The sequence below is a fragment of the Dechloromonas denitrificans genome (assembly GCF_001551835.1).
Taxonomy (GTDB): domain Bacteria; phylum Pseudomonadota; class Gammaproteobacteria; order Burkholderiales; family Rhodocyclaceae; genus Azonexus; species Azonexus denitrificans.
The window spans coordinates 141,795-155,967 of sequence record NZ_LODL01000013.1; the positions used below are offsets into that span (position 1 = coordinate 141,795).

The following is a 14,173-nucleotide window of genomic DNA, read 5'->3' on the forward strand; positions in this document are numbered from 1 at the left end:
TAATCAGTGAACTTGATTGCCGTGTCGGGAAAGCAGCCATTCGGAGAGATCTGCAGCGATCCGTTCGGCGGTGTGGCCATCCCATAACTCGGGAATCCGTCCACTCTTGCCCCGTCCGGATAGCGTTTCGGCAGCATGGTGTCGAATTGTTACGACATCACGTCCGACCATGGTGTTTGTGCCTTGTTCGACGGTAATCGGGCGTTCGGTATTCTCGCGCATTGTCAGGCAGGGCACCCCAAGCGCTGTTGTTTCCTCCTGAAGACCACCGGAGTCCGTCAAGACTATGCGAGCCCCGGCCATCAACCCCAGCATTTCCAGGTAGCCCTGTGGTGGCAGCATGATCATGCGCTCCGCATCGATATGTTCTGCCAGTCCGAAACGTTCAATATTGGCTTTTGTTCTGGGATGAAGGGCAAAGACCAAGGGAATCGACGTTGAAATTTCTCTTAGTACCTTCAACAACGAGGTCAAAACTTCTGGCTCATCAACATTGGATGGTCGGTGCATGGTAACCACACCATAACCCGAGGCTCCCTCGATAATTTCAGGGTTGGCGCCAGTGGCGCGGATCGAGTCCGCCGGTGAACGTGCGAATTCTCGATTATTCAGTAGGGAGTCGATCATCACGTTGCCAACAAAGCGCACACGTTCCAAACAAATGCCCTCGCGGAGCAGATTGTCGGCGGCGCTTCTTTCCGTCGTATATAGGAGATCCGCAATCTGGTCGGTCAGAATGCGATTGATCTCTTCGGGCATGCTGCGGTCATTGCTGCGCAGGCCTGCTTCGACATGGGCAACCGGAATGCCCTTCTTGACAGCAACAAGCGTGCAGGCCAGCGTCGAATTTACATCACCTACAACGAGAACGCAGGACGGTTTCTTGTCATCAAGTACCGGTTCGAATCGACGCATGACTTCAGCGGTTTGTACCGCATGAGACCCAGACCCAACGCCAAGGTTGATATCGGGGAGCGGTAAACGCAAATCTTCAAACAATTTGTCGTTCATCTCATGGTCGTAGTGTTGGCCGGTATGCACGAGGAGCGTCGGAATGACAGGCCGGTTCGCCGCGAAGGCGCGCAAGATCGGGGCAATTTTCATGAAGTTCGGGCGAGCCCCAACAACACAGATGACGGGTCCAAGTTCAATTGGCCAAAGGTCAGGCATTTGTATTCTCTGATTGGACTGTGGCGGGTTTCAACTGCACATCGTTGCTGACAAGCTGCTGCAACAGCCCCAAGGTCGCGGTGTTAATTTTTTCCAGTTGCAGAAGGCTGCGCTCAAGGCGCGCTAGACGCTCTCCGAATTGCTCGACATTGAGGCCGGCGAGCAAGGCAACAGGGTCTTCACAGGTTTCCCTTGTGCTACCGAAATGGGGGAGATTGAGACTAGTATATGGGGAAGGGGACGCTGGTACCGCGGGTGTATAGCCTGCCGGGAGTGGTGGGCTATCGCCGAGGGTTTCCTCGTAAATTTCACGGGCAACCTCGTCGACATCCGAGTCGTTGAATTCTTTTTTCCCGATTAGATAGCCTGAGAGCAGAAGGCGGTCACAAACCGAGTTGATACGTCGCGGGATGCCGCTGCTTGCCTTGAAGATCGCTTCATAAGCTTCCGGCAATATCTTGGGGGTACCCGTTGAGCCCGCGCATTTCAGGCGATGCTCAATGTAGGCCTGCGTTTCGGCAACATCCAGCGGACCTATGTGACAGGCGGCAATGACACGTTGGCGAAACTGCATCATGTGCGGGCTTTGCAGGATGCCTCTGAACTCCGGTTGCCCAATCAAGAAGCTTTGCAGAAGTGCATGGTTGCCAAACTGAAAGTTCGAAAGCATGCGCAGTTCTTCCACCGCACGGGCCGTAAGATTCTGGGCTTCATCAACAACCAGCAAGCAACGTTTCCCTTTGCTTGTCATGCTGATCAGAAAGGCTTCAAGTGACATCAATATGTCAGACTTGGAGACATCCTTGGTGCGCAGCCCAAAAGCGGCGCCAACCAGTCTTAGGGTGTCGTCGGCATCAAGTTGGGTGCTGACCAAGTGGGCGGCAACAACTTTTTCCGGGTCCAGGCTTTCGAGCAATCCACGGACAATCGTGGTCTTCCCGGCGCCGACTTCGCCTGTAATGACTATGAATCCCTCATTCTGATGCATACCGTATTCAAGATAGGCTGTTGCTCTTCGGTGTTGCCGGCTGCCGAAATAGAATGACGGGTCGGGGTTTAGCTGGAAGGGCTTGTTTTTCAAGCCATAATAAGCTTCATACATATGATTAATATACGAAGAAAACGCTTCCGATGATGGCGTTTTCCGTATAAGGGTTGTTGGCACTGTCAAATTCGGAACGGCGGGCACTAAGTGCTCCAGTAGTCTTGGTTCCAAGCTTGGTGGATAGGTTGATCTGATAGATCGTCGTTGTGGCCTTGAGATTTCCAGTGCCTGAAATGGTGCCTGAATTAGTGCTTTCCTGGCGCGAGGCAAGCGCATTCAGATTGGAAATTTCGCTGAGTCGGTGTGAATAATTCAGGCTAAAACCTCGCTGCCGAACAATGTTGCTTTGTGAAAAGTCATCATTGCTACTTGTTGATGCCAAGGCCGACTGATCTTCACCTTGGCTAACCATAAGCGTGATCGTATTTCGAATTCCGGTGAGCGTTAGACCAAGCTGTTGCCTGCGCTGGACGGTGGCACGGGAGGTCAGGAAGCTACTGGTGACTTGAGTGTTAGCCGGAACGCCAAAGGTGCTATAGATGGCATTAGCGATGGCACTTTCTTTCGCACCGGGAGGCATGCTGGCATAAGGCTCGACATTTGCCAGCAAGGGGTAAAACAGATCGTATACGGTTCCAAAGCCGACAGTTGTGAATTGGTTCGGCAGAACCGAAACATCCCTTGTATCGGAGAAACGGATGCTGCTCCTTGGGAAACGATGGCTGAAGCTTACATTGTGACCATCACCAAAGAATCGACGTTCCTTGAAGGCTGATATCTGAGTACGCTCAGTCGGATTCCAGTCAAAGCCATAGCCATAGGTATCATTGGTTTTTTGGTCTACCGATGCGTAGTTATTCGACTCCTGGCCGGCACTGCCGGAAACTCTGAACTGTGGGGATAGCGAATAAGTCAGCATGCCCCGAATACGTTCAGAATCAGTGTCACGTCCGCGTGTGTAATCGACGCTTTGTTGGCTGCCATCTATTGTCCACTTCAAATTCTGAAATGGGGTAGAACCACGAAGTTGGCCAATCCATTCCGATATATTGGTGTCCGATACTGCCGATGCATCAGATCGCGTTGTCGAAAGGTTGTAGCGCAGCAAGTAGTCAACAAGTCCTCCTGCCTGGCCACGAATATAGGGCGAGAGCCTGTAGGTGGCGGTTTCCGTGACGTTATTGTTGATTGTCGAATTGCTGGGGGACTGAGGGCCAAATGCAGAGATTGCCTGTTGCGCAATGAGGGCACTGAAGTCAAGAAATAGCCATTTTTCGACCGCCTCAAAAGTGCCGAATGTATTCAACGAGTTCTGAGTTTGATTGTAGCCAGACTCCCGCGCATAGAATAAGCCGCGCAAGGTGTAATCCAGATAGGCTTTTAGGCGAGCGGTTCTCGCTTCAACACGAATGCCAGGGGAGATTTCGGTTGTAAAGTCGCCTTGTTTATTATTGTTGCTGGCGTTGACGTTTACATTATCGCTATAGGTTTCGGTTAAACCGATTCTGGGGGTGATGACCCAGGCCCGCCCTTGCGATGCCGAGTTGCCTAAACCTGAAGATGGGGGTTGGGTAGCAGCGGCGGCATTTGTGGCTGAGAAGGCAGAGCCGGAGTCGGAACCAGTGCTAACACCTTGAGCGAGAGCTAGTGAGCAAAAGCAACAGAGTCCAATAAGCGATGCTGGCTGTACAATTTTTATTCTTTTCCTAGCTCTCATTTCCATACCCATATCCGTAGCCATACCCGTAACCATATCCATCTCCGGCAGTTTGGCGGGATTGGTTGAGAACCATCATTTTGACTGGGCAGGCATCGATAGTCGAAACCGCTTGTTTAACTGCTGCTTGGGTTGTTTGCGCCGCATTGACCACCATTACAACTTGCCCCATATGTGTTGCTAAAGCGCGAGCTTCGGTAGTGAGTAACAAAGGGGGGGAGTCGAAAATGATGATCCGGTCACTGTATCGCCGGGACATGTCATCCAGTAAGCGAACCATTGCATCACTGGCTAGGAGTTCTGTTGCGCGAGGGTGTTGCGTGCCACTTGGTAGGATAGAAAGTTTGTCAATATTGGTTCGCATTAGTACGCTTGAGATGTCGACAGAATTGTTGTCGACAACATCCAAAAGACCAGGGGCGGGGGGGAGACCCAGCATGTTTAGAATTGATGGGCGTGCAACATCTGCGTCGACCAGCATAACCGTGTTGTCGAGTTCCATGGCAATACTGATGGCCAGATTGATGGCTGTAAAACTTTTACCTTCGCCTGGCAAGGCGCTGGTAATCATGATCAGATTCCCGTTTGTAATCTGGGTTGCGCTCCGCCCCATGGCATTTGCTATGAGGGGGCGCTTTATAACCCGGTATTCGTCTGCTAACTGGCTACGGGTAGCATGAGGAACAAGTAGCCCAGAGGCCGCTATCGCCTCAAGGTTAAGGTCTACGCGTTTGCCTCGCGGATGGGGTGGGGCGCTCGAAATCGTGGTATCGGCCTGGCGGCTTGGTGACGGCTCGCCCTGAAAGCTATCCGTAATTGGCGAGGGATGAGACTCGGGGGCGGGCTTTAATTGGGGTTTGTCTTCTGGCAGTTCAACACCGGCCTGCCGGAGTTGCTCAAGACGTTTGGCTGCTTGTTCAATCAGACTCATCGAATAACCTCAGGCAGCGCGTTGGGAGAGAAAAGTTAGCATCGCGATACCTGCACCATAAGCAATAACAAGCCCCGCTGTGGCCAATAAGAAGCGGTGAAGGCTGGTGCGCTCCTTAGTGCGACGTGCTTCGTTGGGGATCAAGGAAACAGTGCCGAGCAAAGGAAGTCCTGTGACATCACGCAATGTTTTTCCATCGAAAAATACAGGTCTAATCTGGCTGGCTATAAAGGCGGCAAAAAGGCCGGTAACAAGTGCAAGAACGAGGCCTGTCGGTAACAAAATCAAACGGTTGGGGGCAACGGGGTTGGGGGAAGCGCGTGGTGGGTCAATTAGACGAAAGTCTGCGACCGAGCCGGCTGATTCCAGATCGCCAGACAACTCCGCTGACTCTCTACGGGTGACCAACTGTTCATAGTTCTTTTTGTGGATATCGTAGTCGCGATTGAGTTGAGTGTATTCAGCCTCAAGTTGTGGCTGGGTCTTCAGCAAGTCAACGGCGCGCCGATAGCGTGATTCGTATTCGGAAACTCGGGCGCGCAATGAGGCAACGTTGGCTTCAGATTCAGCCAAAGAAACCTTTAATTGCTGATAAACAGGGTTGTTGCTTACCGAAGATCCTGGGTTGGCGGCAGCGAACTTCTTGCGGGCGATGAGTTCCTGCCTTTTTTGATCCTCTAGGTCTTTGATCAGGCGCCGAGCGCCAACAACATCAGGGTGCTGATCTGTGTAGCGTTGCAGAAGGTTGTCGAGGTTTCTTTTTTGCGTGTCTATCCGCCCATCTATTTCCGGCAGCGATACACCTGAGTCAGCGCCAGGTGCTTCGGGGAGCAGTACGGGTTCTTCACCGACAATCTGGCGCCGCATGGCATCCCGGGAGTTCTCAGCTTCCCGCAGTGCCAGGCGGGAACTGTTCAGCATATTGGTGAGTTCTGACAAATGCTCCGTGCTGTTTTTGCCGTCAGCGGTGTATAAATCCACATTGCGGAGCTTGAACTCCTTAAGGCGCCCCTCGGCATCCTGAAGCTTTTTCTCGTAATTCCGAATCTGCTCATCAATGAACTTCCGAGCCGAGTCAGAGTCTTGGCGTTTGTCTCCAAGGCTGGATTCCACGAAAATTGAAACTAGCGCTTGTACGACACGTTGAGCTTTGCCAGGGTCGCTATCCCTATAGGCAATGGTATAGAGATTATCGCGACCGACACTGGAAATAGTCAGCGTTTTGGTCAGGCGCTCCGTGAGCGCCTCCCGTTCTGCCTTGCCGTTGAGGTTTAGGTCGAGATCGGCCATGCGAATCAGTTTTTCGACATTGGGCCGGCTAATCAATGTCCGACTAAGCATCATGACTTGCTGTTCGACATTGGGCTGGACAGCCAGGCCTGACATCAAGGGCTTGAGGATCGATTGGGTATCGACAAATATTCTGGCGGAGGCTTCGTATTTGTCAGGGATGCGCAAAATTACACCGGCAGCTATTGCACCAACCACCCAAGCAACCAGCATTCCCAGTCGGCGATGCTGCCACGTCGCGCGTAGGATAACCAAAGCCTGGCGGAGAATCTCTTCCATCTATGAGTCCAAACGAATGGCCGTCCTAGGGGGCGGACGGCTCTGGTTTATTGGGATGTTCAGAACCAGCTTTGCGGGATGATTAGAACATCGCCAGGTTTCATTTCGACGTTGGCGGAAACATCGCCTCGCTTAACGAGATCCTTCAGCCTTACAGTGTATTGGGCATTGTTTTCTGACGTACGCAGGATGGTTGCATGGTTGCCATCGGCGAAATCAGTAATTCCTCCGACTGCAATCATTACGTCAAGGATCGTCATTTTCTGTTTGTAGGCCAAGATCTGAGGTTTCGCCGCCTCACCGATTACACGGATTTGTTCACTGTAGGGGCCAACGAAACCGGTGACAATGACTGTCACCACCGGGTCACGAATAAATTTTCCGAGTTCCTTTTCGATATCGCGAGCTAAGCTGGTGGAGTCCTTGCCCATGGCATTGAGGTCGTCTATCAGCGGCGCAGAGATTTTGCCATCAGGGCGAACTGGTACCGACATCGAGAGTTCCGGGTTACGCCAGACTACGATATTGAGATTGTCGCCGGGGCCAATTTTGTAGCTGTAGTCGGCGGACGCAGCTGCGCTAGGAGCTGGCGGATGACTGGAGCAGGCTCCCAATGTCACTGCGGCAAGCGCTACCAAGAAGAATTTGGAAAGCGACAAGGCGGTTTGACGAGTCTTTGACATAAGTTTTCCCTCAATCATGTGGCAGGAGCGCCTGCTCAGGTAAATCAATAGAGCATAATAATAGCGGAAAGTAGGTGAAGGTTACGTGAAAGAACTGGTGTTCCTGAGGAACTATTTCACAGCGGACTACACTCCGTGACGTAGGGCGTCGGTAATGTTTAGTTTTGATGCTCGGTGAGCAGGTAGAACAGAAGCCAGAAAGGTTGCGAAAAATCCAATACCTCCTGAAACTAGTGCCATCGTAAAATTTAGGCGAATTTGGGCCGTATAGCCAAGATTTGAGTTGGGAGGGGGCGGCATTTCAATACCTATGCTTGAAATGATGAGGGCAAAAACTAAGCCAAGAGTGATGCCGAGTAGTGCTCCAAATAAACCAAGTAAAGCGCTTTCAGTCATGATCAGTGCGAATACGCTCCCGGGTGTTTCCCCAAGGGCCAATAATGTTCCGAACTCTCGGGTTCTTTCAAACAAGGTCATGTTTACGCTGTTGGCGACGCTAAGCAGGACCATGAAAAAAATGATAAGGCGCAATACTCCGAATTGAGCATCGTAGAGTTGAACTGTTTTTTCATAGAAGTCAGATAGCTCACGCCAAGTCGAAAGTTCAAGACCATAGGTTTTGACTGGTGCTCGGATGGCTTGTGCAATGATGTCAGTTTCCGCTGTCTGGGAAAGGGAGATGACTAACAGGTGTGAAGATTGAGTATCGAGCAATTCCCGCGTGGCCGTCATCGGAATGCGTACTGCCCTGGCATCGAATTCTTTAGAAAAGCTTTGAAAAACCCCAATTACTTGAAAATCTAGTGTATTTACTGCGCCTTGAGCCAAACTGATCAGAAGCGTTACCCGGTCTCCGATTTTTAGGTTCAGGGTGCGCGCTACACCTTGACCAACAACAATCCCATCCGTGTCTTTGTCGGTTAGCGCTCTGCCTTCGATATATCGCATGAAGCTTCCGATTTTAGCTTCACCGTCAGGTTCGATGCCGTCACCAATTATTCCCAGATCGCGTTTGCCGTTGTTTAGCATCCCAGAGAAATTTATTCGAGTAACGATCTGCTCTATTGCGGGAAGCGTTGTCAATGAACGTTTGATCTCATCCACTTGTTCGATCATGTGATTTTCTGGCGTTCGTGTTCGCGTTGCCCAAAAGCCTTGACGTGCTAATTGGATGTGTCCTGTTTGGGAATGAATAGTCGCTTCTCCAAGTTGGACAAAGATGTCTTGCACAAATCCGCCTGCCAGCATCAGGCTGGCGACACCAAGACTGATTGCTGCCATTGTCCCGGCTGTGCGTGCTCTGTGACGTAGCAGATTACGCAGTGCAAGCGAAAAGCCTCGAAAAGTACGGATGTTCATTGGTTGCACCGCAGTGCATCAACTACGTTCATTCGACTAGCCTTCCATGCGGGCATGATGCTGGCGATTAGTGTGGTAACAAAGGCTAGAAGCAATGCATCCAAAGCCAGATTTGCAGTAACAGCTATCGCTGCCGTAAAGCCGGTATCCATCCCTGGTGGAGGGGGCATGGGGATTCCAATGATCGAAAGTGCTTCAGCAATTCCGTATCCCAGTGCAACTCCTATTAGGCCGCCAATGGCTCCTATCAGTACCCCTTCAATGATGAACATACGCAGTATTTCGGAGCGCCGTGACCCTGTAGCCATGATTGTGCCAATTTCTGTTGTGCGTTCAAGAACGCTCATGGTCTGGGTATTGGATATGGTCAGGATAATAATTACCGCGATGATCATTTTCATCAGGTTGACCTGTTTGCCAAACAAAACGACAGTTTTGTTATAGAAGTCCGCTAGATCGGTCCACGGAATAACTTCAAAATTTGTACTGGAAAGTGTTTGTCGAAGTTGCGTGGTAGCGTGGGGTGTTTTTTTCGTATTGTCCAAAAGAAGAACCCAGCTGGTTGCACTTTTTACGCGCATCAATTTGCGAGCCAGGTCGATTGGGAGGCGTAGTGCGGTGTCGTCAAATTCCTTGGCTGCGGTAAAAAAGGTTCCCGAAACTTTGACTTCAATGGCGTTTGGGGTTCCGTTGGCAGCAGTTACCAGCAGGACGGTCGTGTCACCTGCTGAAACCCCCAGATTCTTTGCCAGGCCTTCGCCCAGAAGAACCGATTTTTCATCTGATTTTTCAAGATTTTTGCCGGTGCGAATATGGATTTGATCACTAATTACGGATTCGCGCTCAGGTTCAATTCCCTCACCTATGAAACTGATTGTTGCATCTCCATGGCTAAGCAGGCCGCTGAATGCAAGGCGTTGGGCAACATTGACGATGCCGGGGGTCTGTTCGATATTTTGCAGTTCGCGTGAGTCTGCTGGAAGAAGAAAATTGTAGGGATCAGCTATACCTTTTTCCATGTATCCGGGCTTGACGATCTGAATATGTCCCAACTGTGAGCGAATTGTGGATTCGCGCATGCTTGCAAAGATCCATTCAATAAAACCACCGGCTAGCAGATACGCAATGACACCACAGGCAACCGTCAGAAGGGCAACCAAGGTCCGATTTTTATTGCGCCTCAGGTTTCGGATGGCAATCCGTAACTCGGTAATTAAATTGCTCATTGGCGCCGTTAGAAGCTTCGGGTAATGTAGTTGTATTGATTCTAATACCAAACATACTTGATCTGGAGGCGCGATGGGAGTCTTTAATTATGACGAGGCATTTTCCAGAAATATCGGTTGGGTAACAGAAGCCGAGCAGCAAAAGTTGCGGCAATCTCGTGTGGCCATCGGGGGGCTCGGAGGGGTGGGGGGCGTTCATTTGCTGACTTTGGCGCGCCTTGGGATTGGACAATTCTCGATTGCTGATTTCGATGTGTTTGATATTGTCAATTTCAATCGTCAGGTGGGGGCCGTGGTCAGTACGATTGGCCAGCCGAAAATTAACGTACTGGCCGATATGGCTCGCGAAATCAATCCGGAGGTTGATCTCAGCTTGTTTCCTGAGGGCGTAAAAACGGAGTCCCTTGATAGCTTTTTGGATGGGGTTGATGTCTATGTAGATGGTTTGGATTTTTTTGCTTTTTCAGCCCGGCGTGCAACCTTCTCTGCGTGTGAGAAAAAGGGAATTCCGATTGTTACTGCTGCGCCGCTGGGCTTGGGTGTTGCGCTACTGGCATTTGGGCCGGGGGGGATGTCATATGAGGATTACTTTGGGTTCAGTGGATGCGACGAGGACGAGATGGCTATTCGATTTCTCGTTGGCTTGTCTCCTGCAATGCTCCAGCGAGGCTATGTGGTTGACGCCACTAGAGTGAATCTGACCGAGCGTCGCGGGCCCTCTAGTATTGCTGCCTGCCAGCTTTGTGCCGGGGTGGTGGCAGTAGAGACTTTGAAGCTCCTGTTGGGCAGAGGTGGTGTGAAATATGCGCCATGGGGAAGTCAGTTTGATGCTTACCGAATGCAATATTCGCGTACCTGGCGCCCGGGGGGGTACAAAAATCCATTGCAGCGTTTGATGCGTGGTTTGGTTAGACGGCAATTAGCGAAAATGACCCAGGGTAGATAAAATGAATCGAGATACCTTAGTTCAGATACTTGACTTGGCTCGTTGGGCACCCAGCGGGGACAACACGCAGCCATGGCGTTTCGAGATCGTGACTGATAACCACATAGCCATTCATGGCTATGACACTCGCGATCACGTGATTTATGATTTTGAAGGGCGTCCTAGCCAGATGGCGCATGGGGCACTTCTTGAAACTTTACGTATTGCCGCAAGCGGTTTTCAAATTTCGACGGAGTGGCAGGTTCGGCCGAGATGTGCCGAAAATGCTCCGATCTACGATGTGTTACTGACCCCAAAACCTGATTTGCCGGCGGACCCACTGCTGCCATACATAGAACAACGGGTTGTACAGCGGCGTCCAATGCGCACTACGCCACTTAGTTATTCACAACGCGAGAGTCTTGCAAATGCAGCCGGTCCCAACTATTCGGTCCAGTTTTTTGAGCATTCCCGTGATCGACTTCAGGTGGCTAGCTTGCTTTGGGATAACGCCTACATTCGATTGACTTGCCCGGAGGCTTTTCCTGTTCATCGAGACATTATTGAATGGGGGGTACGCTTCAGCAAAGATCGCTTGCCGGAAGAGGCTATCGGTGTTGATCCGCTAACGGCAAAGCTGATGAAATGGGTGATGGCAAGTTGGAAAAGAGTGGAATTTTTTAATCACTACCTGATGGGAACGATAGCCCCTCGCATTCAACTTGATTTCATCCCGGCAATGGCTTGTGCGGCCCATCTATTACTTCGGCCTCGAAGGCCCCCGATTACACTAGAGGACTACGTTGAGAGTGGGATTGCAATGCAGCGCATTTGGCTCACCGCTACCGCCAATGCTCTGTATTTGCAGCCAGAGATGACTCCTGTGATATTTCGATGGTACGCCAAGGCTGCTAGGGAAATATCGGCTGACTCAAAAATTAATGATGCGGTCTCCCTTTTAGCTTCACGATTTGATGCGCTTGTCGGTGTTTCGCCAGTGGAGCCATTTGCCTTCTTTTGCCGGGTGGGTCGGTCAGCAAAACCATGGTCGAGGTCTTTACGCAAGGACTTGAGTCAGCTCATGGTGAATGGATGAGTCGGTGCTCGGAGAGCAGATACTGCTGTTGATATTTTGCCAAACGTAAAACCAGAAGGCCGCCCGAAAATGAGCGGCCTTCTGGTTTGCCTAACACCAATGACGCTGATGTACGTATCCCCTTGGCAAAGATCAGATCAGGAGGCCTTGCGACGACGGATGGCGCCGAGACCAAGCAAGCCGAGACCGACCAAGGCCAGAGACGCCGGTTCGGGAACAGCGGTCACCTGATTGAGGGACAGGTCAACAGCGAGCGTGCCACCACCGACATTGATCACAGCTTCCAATGCGCCGACAGTCAGGAAGTCGGCTGGATCAAAGCCAACGTTCAGCACGTTAACATTAAGATCGGCCCCGGGATTGAACGGGTCATCGTAATCGCCGGAGGGGGCTAAGAAAGCGCCGAGCGAAATAGTGCGAAGCCCGGCACCACCTGATGAGGTGAGTGTGATGATTGAGTATTCAGCGGCACTCTTGTAAACACCTATGCTGAACTTGAAGCCTTGATCAGCGGAGAGCACGTCAAACAGGAAGGACGTGTAACTGCTAAGGTCTGCACCCAAGCCATAACCGCGAGCATTGGAAGCAAATGTTGCGGGAGAGCTGACGCCAGCTATCCCGGCGCCGTCCCAACGAAGAATGCCGGTGCCAGCAACATCTGTGTCCGAGTTGAAAATGTATCTGTCAGCATTAACACCCGCAAGAACGCGACCAAAATCTGGATCCTCAGCGGCAGTGCCGCCAACGCGCTCAACATACAATTCACGAACGCCACCGATTACGGAAGTTGTAGGGGCGCCGGTAATGGTGGACCAGACGCCATTGCCATCATTCGAATAGTCCGTTATGGCGGCTTGATTAACATTAAACAGGTCGACGACCACGTCGGCGTTGGCGCTGGCGCTGAAGGACAGCGCAGTTACCGCAGCCAAGGCTGTAAGTGATTTTTTCATTTGAATTCTCCGTTCAAGAAATTACGTGACTGGCCTAGATCGAGTTGAGGGTTGTCTTGACAACCACTTCGGTTTAAGACTTAGCGATATTTGTGCCACATAAAGTAAGTCGTTATTTATCAATTGATTAGGCTTTTAATGTGGCGCTATATGTTTTCGGTTTTGATGACCTGTAAAGTTTTTCGACACCCCGTGCTACCTTGCCGAAGAAAGTTGCCCTCTGCTTGGCGTGACAATTAATCGGCGAACTTTGCGCGCCTGTTCGTTGTATTAGGTGCGTTTGTCTCTGGTGATGTCAGCGTGGTATTAGCTAGTGTGAGCGATTGAGCCACCGCATTGAAAAATCGTGCTGCTGGAGCTCCCGCCATCAGCCTGCGATCGAAGCTCATGATTAACATCATGGTTGGTCGGGCCGCAATATTGCCCTCGATGACTACCGGGCGTTCCTTAACCAGGCCAAAAGAGAAGCCGATAGGCCATGGCCAGTTACCGACCAGCATATCAACGCCATATTTGGCCGGTGACGAGATCATTACCGCGCCGCCCCGATGTTGTATCCAAAGGCTTGGCCAGAGTCGCGGGAAGCGCAATATGAATCGCGCCAAAGGCGGTGGAACTCTGGTTACGATTTTCTTGAATAATTCCCAACGTTCGCCATGCTCTCCTTGGGTGTTGGCGATGCGCTTAAGCTCGCTGGTCAGCTCAGGAAGGCTTAATTCATCTGTTCGGGCAATTGTTCCGGCATAGGTTGCCTGTTCATTCCCCGGGGTGTCTCGCTCGACCGCTACCGTAATGTTGATTTCTTCAAGTTGAATGATGCGTTTGAAGAAGGGGATTTCAAGTGTGATTCGGTTGGCGTAGGGGTGTGTTTTCAGCGTGAGGGCAACGGCACGTGCTACGCAGGCGGTATAGGATGGCTTTTGACCCGTTTGCTTGCCGATGGCTTCTCTGAGTGCAATGCATTGCGACATGTCGATCTCGCTCAACATTGCAACTTTGTTGTCGCCATAGTTTTCGAACATGATGCCGCCGACAACTTCAAAGAATGGATTTTTGGGGAGGAAATGGAATAGGGACATTGCAGATATCTCCAGCCAAATTAGGAGTCGAAATAAGGGTGTGCACTCAACAGGGAAAATTGCCTGTTACTGAAATCAAGTGATCGGCATCTATTGTTGGACGCAAGCTAGATCTGTAGCTTGTCGCCTTTACATGTTCCTGACGGTTGTTTGATTGAGTTGCGCCATGATATGGCCAGCCAATTTGGAAGAGGCGCTTTCCAATTCCAAACTGTCGGCTAATGCTTGGGCGCGGACTGCAAATTTTGGATCGGATATCAGGGATTTAATGGCCTGCCGTAGCAGGAAAGGCTGGGCACGGTCAGCGCGGATCATGCTTCCTGCCCCGAATGCGACAATTGCTTCCATATTCAGGAATTGGTCCATATTCTGGGGGATGCCCAAGACCGGGACGCCACTGCATAAGGCCTGGTTGGTAGT

General features: G+C 51.1%; 13 protein-coding genes. 2 read left to right on the forward strand and 11 right to left on the reverse strand.

What is annotated here, in order from left to right:
• Window positions 1–3: 3 nt before the first annotated feature.
• From wecB to AT959_RS06935, 8 genes are all read right to left on the reverse strand, one after another.
• On the reverse strand, window positions 4–1,170 hold the full coding sequence (wecB, locus tag AT959_RS06905) for a non-hydrolyzing UDP-N-acetylglucosamine 2-epimerase (RefSeq protein ID WP_066882003.1): 1,167 nt from the start codon (window positions 1,168–1,170) through the stop codon (window positions 4–6).
• Window positions 1,163–2,272, reverse strand: coding sequence for an XrtA/PEP-CTERM system-associated ATPase (locus tag AT959_RS06910; RefSeq protein WP_066882005.1), 1,110 nt, complete (start codon window positions 2,270–2,272; stop codon window positions 1,163–1,165). The genes wecB and AT959_RS06910 overlap by 8 nt, the downstream gene beginning before the upstream one ends.
• Window positions 2,273–2,276: 4 nt before the next feature.
• Window positions 2,277–3,968 (reverse strand): TIGR03016 family PEP-CTERM system-associated outer membrane protein, encoded by a 1,692-nt coding sequence (locus AT959_RS20440; protein WP_205629849.1) that lies wholly within the window; start codon window positions 3,966–3,968, stop codon window positions 2,277–2,279.
• Window positions 3,922–4,863 (reverse strand): XrtA-associated tyrosine autokinase, encoded by a 942-nt coding sequence (locus AT959_RS06915; RefSeq protein WP_066882008.1) that lies wholly within the window; start codon window positions 4,861–4,863, stop codon window positions 3,922–3,924. The genes AT959_RS20440 and AT959_RS06915 overlap by 47 nt, the downstream gene beginning before the upstream one ends.
• A 9-nt stretch (window positions 4,864–4,872) precedes the next feature.
• The gene (locus AT959_RS06920; RefSeq protein ID WP_066882010.1) at window positions 4,873–6,432 is read right to left on the reverse strand and encodes an XrtA system polysaccharide chain length determinant; all 1,560 of its coding nucleotides are present in this window, start codon (window positions 6,430–6,432) and stop codon (window positions 4,873–4,875) included.
• A 59-nt stretch (window positions 6,433–6,491) separates the two neighbouring features.
• On the reverse strand, window positions 6,492–7,115 hold the full coding sequence (locus tag AT959_RS06925; protein WP_083518263.1) for an XrtA/PEP-CTERM system exopolysaccharide export protein: 624 nt from the start codon (window positions 7,113–7,115) through the stop codon (window positions 6,492–6,494).
• 126 nt (window positions 7,116–7,241) lie between these two features.
• A complete protein-coding gene (locus AT959_RS06930) occupies window positions 7,242–8,474 on the reverse strand; it encodes an ABC transporter permease (RefSeq protein ID WP_066882012.1) in 1,233 nt (410 codons plus the stop codon).
• The gene (locus AT959_RS06935; protein ID WP_066882013.1) at window positions 8,471–9,700 is read right to left on the reverse strand and encodes an ABC transporter permease; all 1,230 of its coding nucleotides are present in this window, start codon (window positions 9,698–9,700) and stop codon (window positions 8,471–8,473) included. Before AT959_RS06935 ends, AT959_RS06930 begins: the two co-directional genes overlap by 4 nt.
• 73 nt (window positions 9,701–9,773) lie before the next feature.
• On the opposite strand from AT959_RS06935, the gene AT959_RS06940 reads away from it, so the two are divergent.
• On the forward strand, window positions 9,774–10,646 hold the full coding sequence (locus AT959_RS06940) for a ThiF family adenylyltransferase (RefSeq protein ID WP_066882016.1): 873 nt from the start codon (window positions 9,774–9,776) through the stop codon (window positions 10,644–10,646).
• A gap of 1 nt (window position 10,647) precedes the next feature.
• The gene (locus AT959_RS20445; RefSeq protein WP_083518264.1) at window positions 10,648–11,721 is read left to right on the forward strand and encodes a nitroreductase family protein; all 1,074 of its coding nucleotides are present in this window, start codon (window positions 10,648–10,650) and stop codon (window positions 11,719–11,721) included.
• A 137-nt stretch (window positions 11,722–11,858) separates the two neighbouring features.
• On the opposite strand, the gene AT959_RS21775 is transcribed toward AT959_RS20445, so the two are convergent.
• From AT959_RS21775 to AT959_RS21585, 3 genes are all read right to left on the reverse strand, one after another.
• Window positions 11,859–12,674, reverse strand: coding sequence for a PEP-CTERM sorting domain-containing protein (locus tag AT959_RS21775; RefSeq protein WP_066882018.1), 816 nt, complete (start codon window positions 12,672–12,674; stop codon window positions 11,859–11,861).
• Between the two features lie 236 nt (window positions 12,675–12,910).
• On the reverse strand, window positions 12,911–13,753 hold the full coding sequence (locus AT959_RS06950) for a 2-oxo acid dehydrogenase subunit E2 (protein WP_083518265.1): 843 nt from the start codon (window positions 13,751–13,753) through the stop codon (window positions 12,911–12,913).
• A gap of 129 nt (window positions 13,754–13,882) precedes the next feature.
• Window positions 13,883–14,173, reverse strand: a 291-nt coding sequence (locus AT959_RS21585; protein WP_338032501.1) for a glycosyltransferase, incomplete at its 5' end; no start/stop codon positions are given.

What these genes read in the sequence shown, in the direction of transcription:
- AT959_RS06915 (WP_066882008.1), bottom strand. Translation starts at nt 4,863, where the DNA reads ATGAGTCTGATTGAACAAGCAGCCAAACGTCTTGAGCAACTCCGGCAG.
- AT959_RS21775 (WP_066882018.1), bottom strand. Translation starts at nt 12,674, where the DNA reads ATGAAAAAATCACTTACAGCCTTGGCTGCGGTAACTGCGCTGTCCTTC.
- AT959_RS20440 (WP_205629849.1), bottom strand. Translation starts at nt 3,968, where the DNA reads ATGGTTACGGGTATGGCTACGGATATGGGTATGGAAATGAGAGCTAGG.
- AT959_RS06940 (WP_066882016.1), top strand. Translation starts at nt 9,774, where the DNA reads ATGGGAGTCTTTAATTATGACGAGGCATTTTCCAGAAATATCGGTTGG.
- AT959_RS06920 (WP_066882010.1), bottom strand. Translation starts at nt 6,432, where the DNA reads ATGGAAGAGATTCTCCGCCAGGCTTTGGTTATCCTACGCGCGACGTGG.
- wecB (WP_066882003.1), bottom strand. Translation starts at nt 1,170, where the DNA reads ATGCCTGACCTTTGGCCAATTGAACTTGGACCCGTCATCTGTGTTGTT.
- AT959_RS06925 (WP_083518263.1), bottom strand. Translation starts at nt 7,115, where the DNA reads ATGTCAAAGACTCGTCAAACCGCCTTGTCGCTTTCCAAATTCTTCTTG.
- AT959_RS06950 (WP_083518265.1), bottom strand. Translation starts at nt 13,753, where the DNA reads ATGTCCCTATTCCATTTCCTCCCCAAAAATCCATTCTTTGAAGTTGTC.
- AT959_RS06935 (WP_066882013.1), bottom strand. Translation starts at nt 9,700, where the DNA reads ATGAGCAATTTAATTACCGAGTTACGGATTGCCATCCGAAACCTGAGG.
- AT959_RS20445 (WP_083518264.1), top strand. Translation starts at nt 10,648, where the DNA reads ATGAATCGAGATACCTTAGTTCAGATACTTGACTTGGCTCGTTGGGCA.
- AT959_RS06910 (WP_066882005.1), bottom strand. Translation starts at nt 2,272, where the DNA reads ATGTATGAAGCTTATTATGGCTTGAAAAACAAGCCCTTCCAGCTAAAC.
- AT959_RS06930 (WP_066882012.1), bottom strand. Translation starts at nt 8,474, where the DNA reads ATGAACATCCGTACTTTTCGAGGCTTTTCGCTTGCACTGCGTAATCTG.